At 66.9% G+C, this 18122-nt stretch carries 9 protein-coding genes; 5 read left to right on the top strand and 4 right to left on the bottom strand.

Features of this window, described 5'->3' with window-relative positions:
• Positions 1-26: 26 nt before the first annotated feature.
• The 5 genes from QOL79_RS04805 (at position 27) to QOL79_RS04785 (ending at position 11798) form a co-directional block, all read left to right on the top strand.
• Complete coding sequence (locus QOL79_RS04805; protein ID WP_283418814.1) at positions 27-7937, top strand: autotransporter outer membrane beta-barrel domain-containing protein; 7911 nt, start codon at positions 27-29, stop codon at positions 7935-7937.
• A gap of 34 nt (positions 7938-7971) precedes the next feature.
• Complete coding sequence (cysS, locus tag QOL79_RS04800) at positions 7972-9438, top strand: cysteine--tRNA ligase (protein ID WP_502957468.1); 1467 nt, start codon at positions 7972-7974, stop codon at positions 9436-9438.
• An 89-nt stretch (positions 9439-9527) separates the two neighbouring features.
• Positions 9528-10022 carry an endonuclease domain-containing protein gene (locus QOL79_RS04795; protein ID WP_349306414.1) on the top strand — a complete coding sequence of 165 codons (495 nt, stop codon included), beginning with the start codon at positions 9528-9530 and terminating at the stop codon, positions 10020-10022.
• Positions 10019-10963 carry a D-2-hydroxyacid dehydrogenase gene (locus QOL79_RS04790; protein ID WP_283418812.1) on the top strand — a complete coding sequence of 315 codons (945 nt, stop codon included), beginning with the start codon at positions 10019-10021 and terminating at the stop codon, positions 10961-10963. Before QOL79_RS04795 ends, QOL79_RS04790 begins: the two co-directional genes overlap by 4 nt.
• A 76-nt stretch (positions 10964-11039) precedes the next feature.
• Positions 11040-11798 (top strand): haloacid dehalogenase type II, encoded by a 759-nt coding sequence (locus QOL79_RS04785; RefSeq protein ID WP_283418811.1) that lies wholly within the window; start codon positions 11040-11042, stop codon positions 11796-11798.
• Here the strand turns inward: QOL79_RS04785 and QOL79_RS04780 are convergent.
• The 4 genes from QOL79_RS04780 to QOL79_RS04765 are packed head-to-tail and all read right to left on the bottom strand — an operon-like array spanning position 11795 to position 17948.
• Entirely contained in the window at positions 11795-12643 is an 849-nt protein-coding gene (locus QOL79_RS04780; protein WP_283418810.1) for a phosphodiesterase, read from the bottom strand. The two genes, QOL79_RS04785 and QOL79_RS04780, sit on opposite strands and share 4 nt — an antisense overlap.
• Before the next feature lie 40 nt (positions 12644-12683).
• Positions 12684-14621, bottom strand: coding sequence for a cytochrome c3 family protein (locus QOL79_RS04775; protein ID WP_283418809.1), 1938 nt, complete (start codon positions 14619-14621; stop codon positions 12684-12686).
• 10 nt (positions 14622-14631) lie between these two features.
• Positions 14632-15513, bottom strand: coding sequence for a hypothetical protein (locus QOL79_RS04770; protein WP_283418808.1), 882 nt, complete (start codon positions 15511-15513; stop codon positions 14632-14634).
• Complete coding sequence (locus QOL79_RS04765) at positions 15513-17948, bottom strand: cyclic nucleotide-binding domain-containing protein (RefSeq protein ID WP_058457349.1); 2436 nt, start codon at positions 17946-17948, stop codon at positions 15513-15515. The genes QOL79_RS04770 and QOL79_RS04765 overlap by 1 nt, the downstream gene beginning before the upstream one ends.
• Between the last annotated feature and the right edge of the window lie 174 nt (positions 17949-18122).

The following is an 18122-nucleotide window of genomic DNA, read 5'->3' as shown; positions in this document are numbered from 1 at the left end:
TGACCATTGCATCAAGGACGACCGCCATGCGTGCCCACCCCGCCCTCTCGCCCGCCCGCAAAGGGAAACGGCGCCTGCTCGAGAGCTGCGCGATCACCGCCGGGCTGGTCGCCCTGGCCTATGGCGGCCCCGCGATGGCGCAGGGCGTGGTCGGGACGGGGGTGATCACGACCGGCGGCGTCGGCGGCTCGATCACCGATTCCGCAAACAAGACGACGGTCACGATCACCACCAACGAGGCGATCGTCAACTGGACCCCTTCGGGGACGCCGACCGACGGGGTCATCGACTTCCTGCCGGTCGGCAATACGCTGGAATTCCGCGGCGGGCTCGGCGGCTACACGGTCCTCAACCGCTTCGTTTCGGGCACGGGGACTTCGATCAGCGACACGATCGCGCTCAGCGGCACGGTGCAGAGCTTCCGCACCGCGGCGGGCGTCCCCGACGCGCAAGGCGGCAACATCTGGTTCTACAACGCGGGCGGCATCCTGATCAACTCGAGCGCGGCGATCAACGTCGGCAGCCTCGTCTTGACGACCAACGACATCGACACGACCGGCGGCCTCGCCCCCGGCGGCACGATCCGCTTCCGCGGCGCGCCGAACAGCAATGCGACGGTGACGGTGGCGAACAACGCCTTCATCGGTGCCGACAACGGCGTCGCGGGCGGCAGCTATGTCGCGCTCGTCGCGCCGCGCGTCGTCCAGAACGGCATCGTCAACGTCAACGGATCGGCCGCCTATGTCGCGGCGGAAGTCGCGGATATCACGATCAACGCCGCCAACGGCCTGTTCGACATCAACGTGACCACCGGCGCGAACGGCGGCAATGTCATCACCCACGGCGGCGTCACGACAGGCCCCGAACAGACGGGCGTGCTCGCGCACCGCGTCTATATGGTGGCGATTCCCAAGAATGACGCCGTCACGATGCTGGTGTCGGGACAGGTCGGCTATGACGACGCATCGTCGGCGACGGTGTCGAACGGTTCGATCGTCCTGTCCGCGGGCTATAACGTCACCGCGGGCGCAATGAACGAGACGCCGGCCAACAACACGGCGGCCAATATCTCGGTCAACGACATCATATTCCTGAGCGACGTCACCGCGCACGCCAGCAACGACTTCCTCGGCCAGCCGCTCGGCGTGGTACCGACGGGCGGCCCCTTCACGGTCCTGCCGCCGGCGTGGCAGGGGCGTTTCTCGATCCAGGGCAACGGCACTTTCGTCGGCGAGAACAGCGCGACGCTGGCCATCAATGCGGGACGGCAGAGCATCGTCACCGGCGACTTGCTCGTGCAGGCGAACGGCACCGCCGCCGGGCCCGGAAGCGCCACGATCACCGTCGATGGCGGCGGCCTGGTGGCGCTCGGCAACATCAACCTGCTGGCAACCGGCGCCCCGAACGGCACGACGGGCATCGGCCAGGGCGGCAGCGCGACGCTCAATGTCCTGAACGGCGGCCAGATGGGCGCGGGGCTGGACCTCACGGTGTCCGCCGACGGCTTCGGCGGGTTCGACGATGGCGGCGAAGGGGGCTCGGGAACCGGCGGGACGGCGGCAATCAATGTTTCGGGGACCGGGAGCCTGCTGATCGGCGACACCATCTCCGCCAGCGCCGATGGCTTGGGTGGCGCTCTCGCGCTCGACGCCGTCACCGGCAATGCGATCGTCGCCGACAATGGCGGCGACGGCATCGGCGGCAATGCGGCGATCAGCGTCAGCGGCGGGGCGCAGGTGACGGCGACCGTCGGCGTCGTCGCAAGCGCCGCCGGTCGGGGCCGCGTCGGGCTCGACCAATCGGGCAGCGGCACCGGCGGCGATGCGCGGATCCAGGTTACGGGTGCGGGCACCAGCTTCACTGCGCCGCAGACGACGGTCAATGCCGCGGGTGTCGGCGGCGGCTCGATTTCGGATCCTGTCTATGGAACAGTGCTGTCGGCAAATGGCGGCGATGGCATCGGAAACGCGGCGCTGCTCAGCTTCGGGACCGATACGGGCTCCTCGGTCAGCGCCGGCGCGGTTTCGGTCAATGCGTCGGGGACGGGCGGCGGCGCCAATGGCGACGGTGCGGCCGGCGGCAACGCTGTCGGCGGCGACATACTGGTCGAAGCCAACGGCGGCGGCACGGTCGCGCTGAGCCAGCTCACCATCGACGCCAGCGCCAACAGCGGTGGCGCGTCGAGCACCAGCAGCGGGGGCAACACCGCGCGCTCCGGCGACGCCCAGGGCGGGACCGCCTTGCTCCGGACGAGCAATGTCTCAACCCTCGCGATCAGTACGGGGCTTTCGATCGACGTCAGCGGGCGCGCCGTGTCCAGCGAGAATGTCGGCAGCGGGACCGGCGGCGGCGCCAGCCTGTCGGCGATCGAGAGCAGCACGATTTCCGTCGGCGACACCATCGACGTCATGGCGTTCGGCGGCAGCCAGAGCAGCGCCATCCCGGTTGTCGCCGGCAGCGGGACGGGTGGTACGATCGATCTTCTCGCCAATCTCAGCGGTACCATCTCCGCCAGCAACTACAGCCTCGACGCAAGGGCGTCGGTGGTCAATGTCAGCGGCACGAACGGGCCGGCGCAGGGCGGTTTCATCACGATGACCGCACTCAACGGCGGCCTCATCAGGGCGACGAACGATGGCGTCGACCAGCTCAACGTCAGCGCGCAGACGGGCATCAGTACGGCGGGCAGCTCGGCGACGGGCGGCAGCATCACGATCTTCGCCAACGAAGCCGACATGCAGTTTTCGAACCCCGTTTTCTCCGCCAGCGGGGTTTCGGGCGGCGCGACCGACCCCAACGCCACCGGCGTGGTCGGGATCGGCGGGCTCATCCAGATCGGTACCGGCTTCGATCCAGCTCATGGCATCGACCTCGGCGGCGGCCTCAGCGCGGACGCCGACGGCCGAACCTTTGTCGACGTCGAAGCCGCACCCGGCCTGCCGCGCGACACGTCGGGCGACGGCCAGGGCGGCACGATCGACGTCCAGGTGAGCGGCGGCAGCCTGACCGGCGGCAGCCTCTTCCTCACCGCAAACGGTTATGGCGGCGCAAGCGGCAGCAACAGCACCGGCCGTGGCGGCGCGGTCACCTTCACGCAGATCGGCGGCGATACGGTGCTCGGCGACGTGACCCTGAACGCCGACGGCATTGGCGGTGACTTCGCCGGACCCGCGGGCGGCGGCGTGTCGGGCGACGGGATCGGCGGCAACACGTCATTGGAGATCACCGGCGGCACCTTCACCGCATCCGACGTCAGCCTGTCGGCATCGGGCCAAGGCGGACGCGGTTTCGACGGCGACGATTTCGACTTCCTGAATCCGACGGCGGCGGGTGATGGCGGCAACGGCCAGGGCGGCGGAGCCGGCATCTCGATCGCCGATACCGCCGTCGTCAACACCACCGTCCTTGCCGCCTATGCAAGCGGCAGGGGCGGCGACGGCGGCGATTATCGCACCGTCGGCAGCGTGCCGGGCAACGGCGGAAACGCCGGCTTCGGCAGCGGCGGCAACGCGACGATCCGCCTGAACGGCGGCGAGCTCGCCAGCGATGCCGTGACCGTCGACGCGAGCGGTTTCGGGGGCGCGGGGGGCAGCGCCTTCCTGTCGAGCAGCTCCGGCCCCTCGACAAGCGTCGGCACCGGCGGCCGCGGCGGCGATGCCTTCGGCGGTTTCGCGACGATCGGCCTCGGTCCGACGCTGGTCAACATCAGCGAAAGCATCACCACCTATTCGACGGCGTCGGGGGGTGTCGGCGGATCGGGCACCGCCGGCGGCGGCGGCGGCAATGCGTCGGGCGGCGTCGCGCAGGTGCTGGTCGACGATTTCGATGCGGGCGAACTGTCGATCGCGCTCGACGGCTCGGCGACCGGCGGCAACGGCGGTATCGGCTACGACGGCGCGGGGGGGAACGGCGGATCGGCGCGCGGGGGCACCACGGCGGTCGAGGCGCGGGGACCGAACGGCAATGTCATCGTCTCGCAGTCCAATTTCGTCTCCGTCGCGACCGGCGGCACCGGCGGATCGGCCTTCACCGACTTCTTCTCGACCCCCGAAGTCGCCGGCCGCGGCGGCGACGGTGGCGAAGGTATCGGCGGCGAGATCCGCATCGTCGCGACCGATGGCGGCACGGTCGGCCTCGGTATCGGAGGCACCGGCGGCGGGACGCTGAGCAGCGTCGGCAACGGCGGCGACGGCGGCCGCGGCGCCGACAATCCGAACACGATCCGGCAGCCCGGCCCCGACGGGATGCTGTTCACGGCAGACGACACCTTCCTCGGCCTGACCGGCGGCAATGGCGGGTTCGGCGGAGCCGGCACCGGCGGCACCGTGACGTTGTTCGCGCGCGGCGGAACGATCACATCGGATGGCGCGCCGGTCGACATCTCGGTCTCCGGCATCTCGGGCAATGGCGGCGACGGCGGGGTCGGCTCGGGCGGCACCGGGTCGTGCTGCACCAGCTTCGTCGATCTCGGCGGCCGCGTCGTCTTCCGGTCGGAAACGACCGAGGCGGGCGCGGGCCAGATTTCGCTCGGCGACACCACTATCGCGGCGAACGGCTTCATCGCGGGTCGGATTGAGCTGCGCAGTTCGAGCAGCATCTCGCTCGCCAGCCTCGATGCGAATGCGGCTGGCTTCGCACAGCCGACCAACAACGACACCGATCTGTCGGCCTATGGCGTCTTCTTCGCGGCGAACGGCGGGTCGATCGAGGTAGCAGACGACCTGACCGTGCAGACCGGCGGGTCGTTCGGCGCCTATGCGCAAGGCGGCGGACAGGTGCGCGCCGGCGACCTGTTCCAGATCAACGCCGCAGACCAGGTCGATATCCGTCACGACATGCGCGGTGCGTCCGAGGAACGGACGCTGTTCGCGGGCGGCGATCTGTCGATCACGGCGGGCACCACGATCCGCGGCGCAACCGGTTCGCTGCTGGCTGGAAGCGGCGTCGTCACGCTGACGGCGCTGGGCACGGCCGGGCGCATCGGCGTCGACCATGTCGAAGGCGGCACGGTCGTCATGTCCAGCACCGGCGCGACCAGCGTCGAACATGCCGAAGCCGACGATGACTTCACCGCGAGCGCAGGTAGTTTCCGCACCGGGCTCAATTCGATCATCACCGGCGGCGACATTTCGATCACCTCGCCAGGCGCGGTCGACCTCGGCAATTCGAGCGCCGGCGGATTCGTCTCGGTAACGGGCGAGTCGATCGTCTTTACCAACATCGACGCGGGCCAGACGGTCGACCTCACCGCGAACGGCACCGTGGCGGGCGCCGAGGGTATTCGCGGCGGATCGATCGACGCAGGCGGCACGATCACGCTGTTCGGCAACAGCATCGTGCTCGGCGGCAACGTCACCGGCACCGATTCCTTCTTCGCCTTCGGGACCGGTGGCAATGTGGCGGTGAACCAGGCCGATGTCGACGGCACCATCTCGGTCTTCGCCGACGGCAACCTTACCGGCAATTATGCCGCGGGCGGCGACGTTCGCCTGAATGCAAATGGCAACGTTACCGTATCGGCGAGCGCGGCAGGGACATATGTCGACCCGAACGGGATCGGCACTAATGGCAACGTCTATATCGACGCGGCGGGCAATATAACGCTGACCGGCGGCGCGGCGGCGCGAATGCTCGGCATTAATGCTGGCGGATCGGCCAGCGTCGAGGCCGCCAGCGCGGGCGAAGACGTCCTCGTGGTCGCGGGTACGACGGCGTCGCTGAACGACGTCAGCGCGGGCGACGACGTCAACGTCCGCGCGGCCGGCGCCATCGATGCCGTCAACGTCCGCACGACGGGGACCGGACCCGATAACGCATTCCTGAACTACACGCCCCCCGCCTCGTCGGGTTTCGGCGGCTTCACGATCACGGTGGGCGAAGGCAGCTCGGCGACCGACGGATCAGATATCGTCCTGTCGTCGGGCAGCAGTATCGACGCGACGACCCTGTCGGCGGGTGACGATATCATCGCGCTGGCAAGCGGAACCATCGGCCTCAGCGGTGCGACGACGCTCGGCCTCGGCGTTACGACCGGCGGCAGCAACATTCGCACACAGGGCGGCGACACCAGTGTGACCGGGCTCGATGCCTTCGACGACGTGCTCATCGACGCAGCCGGCGCGGCGAGCGCCGATGGCGTGGTCAATGCAGGCCGCGACATCGTGATCAATGCCGACAGCATCGGGATCGCCGAATTGACCGAAGCCAACGGGACGCCAGTACCGACCCTGGTTGCCGATGGAACGATCAGCCTCGCATCGGCGAACGCCATAGAGGGAGGCAGCCTTTTCGCGCAGGGCGACGTCAATCTGGACGCCGGAACATTCGTCGACCTGGCCGGCACGGCCAGCGGCGGAAATACCGTTATTTCGGCTGCCGAAGACCTCTCGGTCCGCCGGCTGGATAGCATCGGCACGACGACGCTGCTCGCCACCGGCGGCGCGATCGATATCGGCGCTCTTTTCTCGGCCGGAGAGATCGATGCGCAGGGCGACACGATCAACGTCGCGGGTGGCGGCGACATGATCTTCGCCAATCTGGTCACCGATGTCGGCGACGCATCGCTGGTCTCCAGCGGCGACCTCTTCGTCCAGAACGGCAGCATCGCGGGCCGCGCCACCCTTCGCGGCACCGGCGAACGGGTCGGCGTCGACGCGCTCACCGCCGACAGCGCTTCGATCGAGGCAACCGGCGGGTTCGTCACGTTGAACAGCGTCTCGGTCACCGACGACCTCACCGCCACCGCCCGCGGATCGCTGCTGATCAGCGGCATCGTAACCGGCCGCAGCATTTCGCTGGGGTCGAGCGACATCACGATCGACACCGCGGCGCGCGTCGGCACGGCCGGGACGACCGAAGCGCTGTCGGTCATGAACACCGACGACCAGCGGCAAACCTTCGTCGGCGGCACCGGCACGCGCAATGGCTATCATATCGACGCCGCGGAACTGGCACGCCTGTTCGGTTCCGATATGGTCATTTTCGCGCCCGAGGTCGGCGCGGTAAGCCAGCAATCGGTCGGGAGCAGCGCGCCGCCCGACGTGATCGTCGACAGCTTCACGCTCGCGGGCGGCGCCGCCGGGTCCAATCTTGGTGCGGGCGGCTCGCTGACCATCCGCACGCCGGGCAAGATGCGGGTGATCGGCAACGTCCAACTGACCGGGCTTTCGGATACGAACGCGCTCAACCTGTTCGCCGACGAAGCGCTTGAAGTCATCCTCGGCCAGGGCAGCGTCCGGTTGCTGGGCGCCAACAACGCGCCGGGCGGACAGCTGAACATGGCATCGGAGGATATCATCGTCGCAACGACCGCCGCGATCGCCGACGTCGCCAACGCAAGCTCGATGGCGGCGATCAACACCCGTCTCGGCCAGAATGACGGCGTCACGATCGACGAAGGCGCGCTCTTTGCGCGCGGAATCCGTTTCAACGTCATCGGCGGCGTCTATGTCCAGAACAGCGGTACGGGCACCGACTTCGGCCTGCGCCGTGGCCTGACCTTCGGCGCGGGCGGGCTCGACGTCCTGACCGAAGGGCCTTCGTCGCGGATCGTCCTCAACGGCGTGCAGCTCGGGGCGAGCGGACAGGTCACCGGCCTCGACACGCTCCAGTTCCTGACGGTCGCGGGCGTTCCTGCGAATACCGCGACGGGCAGCTACGATCCAGAATCGACGCTGAACGGCTGCTTCATCTCGAACGTCGCATCCTGCACGACCGTCCGCATCGATTTCGACAATAATTTCCCGGTCCAGGACGTGATCGAGGACGAAGTCGGCGACGGCAGCGAGGATGAGGGCGACGGCACCAGCCTGCCGACCGCGCTCATCACGATGCGCGACCTCGACCCGCTCACCGGCGAGCCGCTGCTCGACGATCCGGTGACGGGCGCGGGCAACGACGATCTGTGGACGCCGGCGCCCGACACACAGCAGCCTTAAGCCTTTCGGTTGACGGACCGCCTCGGGGCAAGGCATGGGCGCGGTGATGATCGACGCCCCTGTCCCCCCTTCTGGCGCCCCTCTCCGGCTGTTCAACAGTCTGACGCGCCAACTGGAAAAGTTCCAGCCCGTCCACCCGGGTGAGGCGCGCGTCTATTCGTGCGGCCCGACCGTCTATAATTACCCGCACATCGGCAACATGCGCGCCTATGTCTTCGCCGACACGCTGGGGCGGACATTGTCGTACAAGGGGTACAAGCTGACCCACGTCATCAACATCACCGACGTCGGCCACCTGACCGACGACGCCGATGCGGGCGAGGACAAGCTGGAAAAGGCCGCGGCCGAACGTGCGCAGTCGATCTGGGACATCGCGAAGCATTATACCGAGGCCTATTGGGCCGACGTGAAGGCGCTCGGCATCCGCCAGCCCGCGCACTGGTCGATCGCGACCGACTATGTCCCGCAGATGATCGAGTTCGCCAAGGCGATCGCCGACAGGCATTGCTACGAGCTCGACGGCGGCCTCTATTTCGATACGACAACTGTCAGCAATTACGGACGCCTCGCGCGCCACGGCACCGATGAAGGCGAAAGCCGTATCGACCCGGTCGAGGGCAAACGCCACCCCGCCGACTTCGCGATCTGGCGCAAGACGCCGCCCGGCGAGACGCGCCAGATGGAATGGGATTCGCCCTGGGGGCGCGGCGCTCCCGGCTGGCACCTCGAATGTTCGGTGATGTCGGAGGCGCTGCTCGGCTTTCCCTTCGACATCCACACCGGCGGCATCGACCACCGCGAGATCCACCACCCGAACGAGATCGCGCAGAACCAGGCGCACAGCTGCTCGACCGACAGCGGCGCGCGGATGTGGCTGCACAATAATTTCCTCGTCGAACGATCGGGCAAGATGTCGAAGTCGAGCGGCGAGTTCCTGCGCGTGCAATTGCTCGTCGACAAGGGCTATCACCCCCTCGCCTACCGCCTGATGTGCCTGCAGGCGCATTACCGCAGCGAGCTGGAGTTTTCGTGGGAAGGCCTTGGCGCCGCGTTGACGCGGCTGAAGCGGCTGGTGATGGCGACAGCCCCGCTGCGCGATGCAGACGCAGCGGATGTTACCGACAAGCGCCTCGTCGACCTGCTCGCAAAGTTCGACGCGGCTATGTCCGAAGACCTCAACACGGCGGTCGCGCTCACCCTGCTCGAAGAGGCCGTCGGGATGAAAAAGGTCGACGCGGCACAGAAGCGCAGTGCGATCGCGGTGATGGACGCGGTGCTCGGCCTTCAGCTTCTGTCGCTGTCGCGCGCCGACCTCCGCGTCCGGCCAAAGACCGCGACAATCACCGAAGGCGAAATCGAAACCATCCTTACCCGCCGCAAAGAGGCGCGCGCCGCCAAGGACTTCGCAACATCCGACAAGCTCCGCGACGAACTCATCGCGGCGGGCGTCGAGGTCATGGACGGCGACCCGCTCGGCTGGGACTGGCGGCTGGAGACGTAGCCCGCCCCTCCGTCAGCGCTTCGCCGCTGCCACACATTGCAAGTTGTTAGGAAGGATCGTTAATAGCCAATCCTCCCCATCGACTTGCGATGGGGAGGGGGACCGCCCGCGAAGCGGGTGGTGGAGGGGCAATAACGATGCGTCCTGATAAACCGGCAAGATCGGTGCGCCGCGCCAGACGCTTGCGGCATACTCTAACACTCCCGGAAGCAATGCTTTGGCAGCTCCTCCGCGCCTCGCCGAACGGCCATAAATTCCGCAAGCAACATCCCGCCGGCCCCTACATCCTCGATTTCTTTTGCGCCCGCGCCAATCTCGCGGTCGAAATTGATGGCATTGCGCACGATATGGGCGACAATCCCTCGCACGACGAACAACGCGACGCATGGCTTTGTGCAAATCGCATCGACACGCTCCGCATCAGCGCGCGCGACGTGCTGGACAGCGCCGAAACAGTCGCTCAATCTGTTGTCGACATCGTCGAAAGCCGTCTGAAGGCATTCGGCAAAGCCCCTCCGTCATCGCTTCGCGATGCCACCTCCCCATCGCAAGTCGATGGGGAGGATCAGAAGGATCGTTTATGACCAAAACCGTCACCGTCCTGTCCGGCCTGATCCGCCCGCTCGTCGAAAACCGCCTGCCCGACTGGGTCGAGCCGCGCTTCTTCGCGAGCAAGGAGGAAGCGATGAGCCTCGCGCCCGAGGCCGAGATCGGCTGGTTCGACATGTACGACAAGAAGGACATGGCCGCGGTCATCACCGCCGCAACCAACCTCAAATGGCTGAACTCGATCTATGCCGGGGTCGACGGGATGCCGCTCGACCTGCTCCGCGAACGCCGCACCGTGGTCACCAACGGGGCCGGGATCAACGCCATCACCATCGCCGAATATGTCGTGATGGGGATGCTGACGGTCGCCAAGGGGTATCGCGAGGTCGTCCGCGCGCAGGACCGGCGCGAGTGGCTGATGGACTCGCCCGGCAAGGTCGAACTGTTCGGGTCGAAAGCGCTGCTGCTTGGCTATGGCGCGATCGGCAAACTGGTCGAGGAGCGCTTGAAGGCTTTTGCCGTCGACGTGACCGTGGTGCGCCGTTCTCCCGGGGCCAACACTCTTGGCCCGGACCAGTGGCGCGCGCGGCTCGGCGATTTCGATTGGGTAATTCTCGCCGTCCCCGCCACGCCGGAGACCGATGGCATGATCGGCAGCGCCGAACTCGCGGCGATGAAGCCCTCCGCGACGCTGATCAACATCGCCCGCGGCAGTGTGATCGATCAGGACGCGCTGGTCGCGGCGCTCGACACGCAGCAGATCGCCGCCGCCTTCCTCGACGTCACCACGCCCGAACCCCTGCCCGACAGCGACCCGCTGTGGAGCCTCGACAACGCCCATATCACCATGCACCTGTCGGGCCGCGCGCAGGACAAGATGTTCCTGCGCTCGGCGCAGCGCTTCCTCGAGAATCTCGATCGCTGGAAACGGGGCGAGGCCGTCGAACCGCGCGTCGACCTGGCGCTGGGCTACTGATCGCGATCACCTGTCACCTTTCCGGTCCCGACTGCGAACGGGAAGCAGCGCGCTTCCCACTTTGCAGAGGATATTCATGGATAATTCGATCGATCGCCGCTCGCTCCTGATCGGCGCTGCGGCTTCCTCGCTGATCGCCCCCATTCCCGCTCGCGCCGCGCCGGCCACGATCCGCGCCATCGGCTTCGACGGCTTCCCGATCTTCGATCCCCGCAGCGTCGCCGCACGCGCCAAGGCGATCATCGGAGACAAGGGCGAAATGCTGGCCGCGCAATGGGCGACGAAATTATTCGGCTACAGCTGGCTCGAAACCGCGGCGGGCCGATATCAGGACTTCGGCACCCTCGCCGACGCATCGTTGCGCCATGTCGCGGCGGCGCTCCAGATACCGCTCGGAGAGACCCAGCGCGCCGCCCTTGTCGCAGCCTATGGCGAGCTCGAGATCTGGCCCGACGTGCGCCCCGCCCTCGAAAAACTTCGCACCGCCGGCATCCGTCTGGCGTTCGTTTCGAACCTGGGCGCCGATACGCTCACCGCGAATATGCTGCGCAACGACATTGCGCAATATTTCGACCCCCCGCTCAGCACCGACCGCGTCCGCGCGTTCAAACCGTCGCCCAAAGCCTATGCGATGGCGGTCGATGCATGGGGTTTGCCCCGCGCCGAGATCGGCTTCGCGGCGTTCGGGGGCTGGGACGCGGTCGGCGCGACGTGGTTCGGATATCGCACCGCATGGGTCAACCGCCTGGACGTGCCGGCCGAAACGCTGGATGTCGCCCCCGCCATCACCTCACGCGGGATCGACGGTGTCCTTGCCCTCGCCGGGGTCGCCTAACCGGGCCGTTCGGCCTTGAGTTCGCGCACCAGTGGTTGCAGCCGCTCGTCATATTTGGCGAGCATCGTGTGCGCCCCGGCATGGTCGTAGAAACTGACGAGTTCGCGCCCGTTCCAGCGATGCAGCGCATAGGCGGGATCCTCGGCGACGATCATCGGGCGGTCGTCGGGATGATTTTCGTCGATCGGCCGGAGATCGAGCGACACTTGCGGCGCGGTCGACGAGCAGATGGCGACGGTGCGCCCCGCCCACGCCACCGTGACGCTGCGGTGGAGATGGCCGCAAATCAGCCCGCGCACCTGCGGATGACGGGTGACGACGTCGGTGAAGGCCGCGACCCACGGCTCGTCGGGGTGCGTGTTCATCCACTCGATCCCGCTTTCGACCGGCGGGTGGTGCATGACGATATAGGTCGGCTTGCTGCGATCCTTCGCCAGTTCGGCATCGAGCCACTCCGCACGCGTTTCGCAGAAGGCCCCGCCATGGCGTCCTTCCTCGAGCGTGTCGACGGTGACGAGGCGCAGTTCGGGCAGGTCGATCACATATTGGATGAAGCCGTTGCCGTCGTCGAAACCCGGGAATTGGGCATGAAAATTGTCGCGCAGGTCATGATTGCCGACGCTCGGCCAGACCGGGAACGGGCAGCGCGAAAAGGCGGTGGCGAGCCGGCGATAGCTGTCGGGATCACCGCGATCGGTGATGTCACCCGTCGCCAGCAACAGGTCGGGACGGTTCGGCCCCTCGATCAGCACGTCGAGCACGTCGTCGAGCCGCTTGCGGTTATATTCCGCCGGATTGTCGGGATCGAACCCGATATGGATATCGGTGATCTGCGCGATCAGCATATCCGCCCCCTGCTCCCGCCGGTCGACCCCGGACCCAATCCTAGCCGCCCCGCCTTGCCCCGTGCAGGGCGGGTGTGCGCCACGTCACATCATAGAGCCCCCGCTCCGCCGGGCCTGTGATCATGCTCACACCATAGGTAGCGCGAAGAGGTTTATTTGTGATTGCCGCGCTGTTTACCTTACGCTGACGCGCCGGCATCCACGGTTTGCCCCCGTCCGAGTGATATTCGTGGCACATCGCGCAAGGCGATTCGGTCGCCGTTTCGACCTTCACCAGCCGCGCGCCGCCCTCGCCGACATGGCAGTCGCGACACTGGCGGAGACCGGGTACGAGCAGGTCGGTCGCCGCCTTCGATCCCCGCGCCGCCGTATGGCAGTCGGCGCAATCGGTCTCCTTGTGCGCATCATGGTCGAACCAGCCCTTGGACAGGAAACGCGGCGTCTGGTCGACCGCCATCACGCGCCAGCCGGTCCCTGCCTGCGGCATGAAGATGGTATGGCAGTCGTAACAGGCCCCGCCCTTCGAGAAGACCGCCCGCACCGCATCCTCGGCGCGGTTCGGACGCACCGCAACCTCGCGGAAATAGATATTATAGACCTGCCCTTCGGCATAGTTGCCGGGGCGCCGGCGCTCCATCCCGCCAAGCTGGAGCGGCCGCGTCGGCGGCGTCGAGCGGTAATAGGCCATCAGGTCGGCGACGACCTGGTCGGGCTCGCCGTGGCGCAGCGTGCGCGTCACGCCCCCGACGGTCTCGAACGCGAGGCTATGGCACATCGCGCAGTCGCGCTCCATTTCGACCGGCTTGACCCGCACGCCGTCGGATTCGACGCGGTGGCAATTTTCGCATTCGAGCTTGTTGCCGAAGTCGTACCGGCCGCGGAAACTCGCCGCCATCCGGGCGACGCCGCCGGTCGCCTGCAGGTGCAGGTCGTGCGGGAATTTGAGGCCGTCATAATCGACGAGCGCGCCCTTGCCCGGCATCGCGCGCACCGGCTTCGCACCGGGCGAAGCGCGGACGAGCGGGCGGAATTCGGGATGGATGGTGCCGAAATCGGCGGCATCGGCGACAGTCGACTTGAAGCCCGCATCGATCAGCCGCGCCGACATGCCGTCGTGGCAATCGGCGCAGAATTTCTGCGGCGTCGCGGGCATCGGCCCCGCCCCCTCATGCTCGGTATGGCAACCGACGCAGCGCCCCTGCGGCTTGTTGAAGGTCTTTGCAAAGCCAGCAAGAATGCGCTCGCCGACCCCCGGCGGATGGCGCGCCGCGAGCAGCATCGCGGTCGGCGCATTGGCATGCGCCATGCTCATCGCCTTGTGCTCGCCGGTGTGGCAGCCGACGCACGCCTTGTCGGTCACCGCCACGAAGGGCTCGACATGGCACGACTGGCAGTCGTTCTTCAGGCTCTTGTGCGCGCTCGACAGCGGCCCCGAGAGCCAAGCCTGGTCGGCATGATAGCCCTGCGGGCGCTCGTCGACATTCCTGAAGCTGCTCCATGCCCAGATCGGGCCGATCAGGAAAGCCAGCAGGACAAGGACGCCGAACACCCACGCACCCATGCGCTTGCCGGGCATCACGCCCGCAAGCGAGAAGGCCTTTGCCTCGTCGACGTCCTTCGACGATTGCGACAGTTCGTCGATGCGCTCGACGAGCAGGATGATCTTCTCATCCTCGCGCGCGATCGTCAGGCGGTGCCCGCCGAACCGCAGCTCGGCGCCCGCGGCGCTGTCGATGTCCGCCGTGTCGACCGTCCGGCCGTTGATGTCGAAGCCCAGCCCCTCGCTCGCCTGCACGCGGACGTGGCGCCCGTCGGTGCTGGTGATCGTCGCATGATGCGGGTTCACCGCCAGATCGGCGATGTGGATGACATTGCTGCCCTCGCGGCCCAGCGTGATCGTATCGCCCGGCAGCGGCTGGTCGCGGACGATCTGCTTGCCCGTCTTGGTGGTCGAGATCCGGCGCAGGATGAAGCTCATCGTCGCCGCCTCACCAGTAGAAGAAGACGCTGATGATGTGCGCCGACAGCGCCGCGATCAACGCGAAGGTCAGCGGCACATGCACGTAAAGCCAGATTTCGAGCAGCGCGCGAATGCGGAGATGCTGGCGCAGCCGCGCGAGCGCGACCTCCTTTTGCGAGAGCAGCCCGACCACCTTCTCGCGCGCCTCGGCATCGCTGCTCCGCGAGACGCCGAGCGCCCGGAGTGCCGCCGCGGTCGCACAATTAGGATAGCGGCCCGACAGCCGCGCCATGATGCCACCCGCGAAGGGGTCCTCATCGAGCGCGGCGAGCACCGGCGCCGTATCCTGCGGCGTCAGCGGCTGCGCGGCGGCGTGAAGCTGGCGGTCGAAGGCGCGGATCGCCTCGAGCATCTGCATCTGCGTCATCTCGTCGCGGTTGTTCGACAGTGCGGCGGGCAAGGTCGAATAGACGATGACGCCATAGAGCCCCGACAGGATGACGAGCATCATCAGCACCCACGCGAGGGTGTGGACGTTCCAGCCGAGCTGGAAGCCGGTGTGCCACGTCCCGATGACGATCAGGCTGAGCCCAAGATAGACATGCGCCGAGGTCCAGGCCTTCAGCGACCAGTGATCGCTGGTCATCTTGCGCTTGCGATAGCCGAGCGCGGTCAGCCACAGGATCAGCCCCGCACCGATCGTCCCGAGCGTATAGCCGTACCAGCTCCCGCCATTGGGCCGCGGCGTGACGTCGATCAGCGCATAGGAGACGATGATGAGCAGGCAGAGCCCGCCCGAAATCTTCGCCCAGCGGAAATTGGCGTAGCGCAGGAACCCCTCGTGCCGCCGCTCGCGAACGCGCTCGGTCTGGGTCGCCTTGCCGCGACGGCGCTGAAACAGGCTCGCCATCAGCCCGCGTCCTCCTGCAGGCGCGCGATCGACAGGAATTCCTCGGGCGAGACACGGATCGCGGCGCCGGTCGGGCAGGCGCGCACGCAGGCGGGGCCGCCCGCGATTCCCTTGCACATATCGCATTTGACCGCGATCTTCTTGGGCTTCTCGTCACCCAATTGCTTCTTCGTCCATTTGGGCGAGGGCTCGCCCGGGCCGGGGCCGAAACCGGTGAGCAGCCAGCGCAGCAGGCCGGGCTTCGGCGGCGGCGCCGCCTCCATGCGGATCACGCCATAGGGGCAGTTGCGCATACAATTGCCGCAGCCGATGCACCCCGGCTCCATGAACACCTCGCCATCGGGCCCGCGATGGATCACGTTTGGCGGGCAGTCGGCCATGCAGTGCGGATGTTCGCAGTGGCGGCAACTCGTCGGCACATGCAGGTGCGCGAACGTCTTGCCCGCCTCGCGGTCCAGCCGCGACAGGCCTTCATGGCTGTCGGCGCAGGCCTTTTCGCAATTGTCGCAGCCGACGCAGAGATTTTCGTCGATCAGCAGCGCGTCGGTCGCCTCGCCCAGCCCCTCCTTCATGATGAAGCTCGCGGTGTCCGAATAGAGATCGACCGCGCTCGAATAGGTCGCCTTGCGCGATTCGATGAAATTGTTCATCTGCGCGCGTTCGGCGACCGCCGCCTCGGTCGCCTCGCGCACCTGCGGCCGCGCCGCGAGCATCTTGCGGAAGCTCTCGCCGGTCAGCTTGATCAGTTCGGCGCCGACTGCGGCCTTGACCGTTGCATTTCGGGGCTGTCCGCTGAGCACACCCATCTCGCCGAAAAAGCTGCCGGCGGGAAGGTAGCGCAGGAAGATCGGCTTGCCGCCGATATCCTTCTCGACCACCATCGAGCCCGAGCGGATGACATAGACATCGTCGCCCTGCTCGCCCTCGGTCAGCACCACCTTGCCCGCGGGCACGCGCTCGACCTCGGCGGCGTCGACGACCGGCGCCAGATCCTCGACCGTCAGCCCGCCCTTGAAGATCTGCAGGAGCTGGCGCTCGAGCGAGATGCGATTGATCACGCGCTTCGCGCCCGGCACCGCCGCCATCAGCTTGAGCGCGGCAGTGCGCGACACCTCGACGAAGATGCTGTCGGCGCCGGCGCGGATCGTCGCGCCGCGCTTGCGGCCCGAGATCAGGCCGACCTCGCCGAAAATCGACCCCTGTTCGATCGGCACCGTGATGCCCGGACCGACCTCGACCTCGGCATGGCCGTCGGCGATCGCGAACAGCGACGATCCGGGCTCGCCCTTTTCGAACACGACGTCGCCCTTGCGATAATATGCCACTTTCGAATCGAGCATGAATTCGCGCATCTGCAGCGGCGACACGTCGGCGAAGATGCGGACCCGCTCGCGCAGATAGTCGAGCCATTCGCTGACCGACTTCTTCTGCGGCAGGTTCGCGAAGATCGCCGCCAGATCCTTTTCGTCGGCGGGGGTCAGGTTCTTGTTGCCGTTGATGAACTCGACGACGTCATAGCCTTGGTTCATGCAATGCTTGATCAGCGGATAGCCCGCGAGCGCGCCGATGACGAAGATGCCGGGCACGGTCGATTCAAAGGTCGGCGACAGCTTCGGAAAGGCTTCGCGGTCGGGGCCGGTGAATTCGATCCCCATCGACTCGACAAAGCCGCGCGGCGCGACCGATCCCAGCCGCGCCACGATGACGTCGCACGGGATCTTCTCGTCGCCGGTCGGGGTTTCGAGCGTCAGCCAGCCGGGCTCGACCTGCTTCGGCTGCGTCTCGGTGCGGATCGACATGAAGCCGTTCTCGGCCGCCTCCATCATGTCGGAGACATTCTTCGCCTTGGCGCGCGCGAAATCCTTTGAGCGGTTGAGGATCGTGACGGTGTTTTCCAGCGCCTCCTCGGCAACGCCCAGCGCATTCTCGATCCCCGCGTCGCCCGATCCGACGACGGTGATATGCTTGTCCTTGAAATCCTCGGGATCGTCGACCTGGTAGATGATGTGCGGCAGGTCGGCGCCCTCGCAGCGCATCCGGTTGGGATTGCCCTGCGTCCCGATCGCCAGCACGATCGTCTCGGCATGATAGACGTCGCCCTTGGCGGTCTTGATCTCGAACGCCCCCTTCTGCCCGGTCACCGCGGTGACTTCGGCATGTTTGACGACATTCACCTTGTTGTTGACCGCATCCTCGTCCCAATTGCCGAGAATATATTCGCGCGCGCCCTCCGCGAAGCGGCAGTCGGAACGGAGGTCGAGGCGTTCGGGCGTCGCGAGGACGCGCTTGCCCTTCTGATATTTGAAGATGGTGTCGGAGAGGTGATCGGTTTTTTCGAGCAGGATATGGCTGAGCCCGAGCTGGCCCGCGCGCGACGCGGCGCTGAGGCCCGCGGGGCCCGAGCCGATGATCGCGACCTTGACGGGCTCGCTCATGCGCGCGCGCCCTCGTCGCCCCTGCGGCTGTTCCCGGCCCTGATGCAGACGAACGCGCGAACGGGCATCCTGATCCCCCTATCGCCCACCCCTGGACGACCACCAAACTGGATGCGACCCGGACTATGTCCTGGACGAAGAGCTATGCCCTTGAAAGCGGGAAAAGGTCAACCG

This window comes from Sphingopyxis sp. Geo48, from assembly GCF_949769155.1.
Lineage (GTDB): Bacteria > Pseudomonadota > Alphaproteobacteria > Sphingomonadales > Sphingomonadaceae > Sphingopyxis.
Note: the sequence above shows the minus strand (reverse complement) of the source record. Positions and strands in the feature narration are given on the sequence as shown.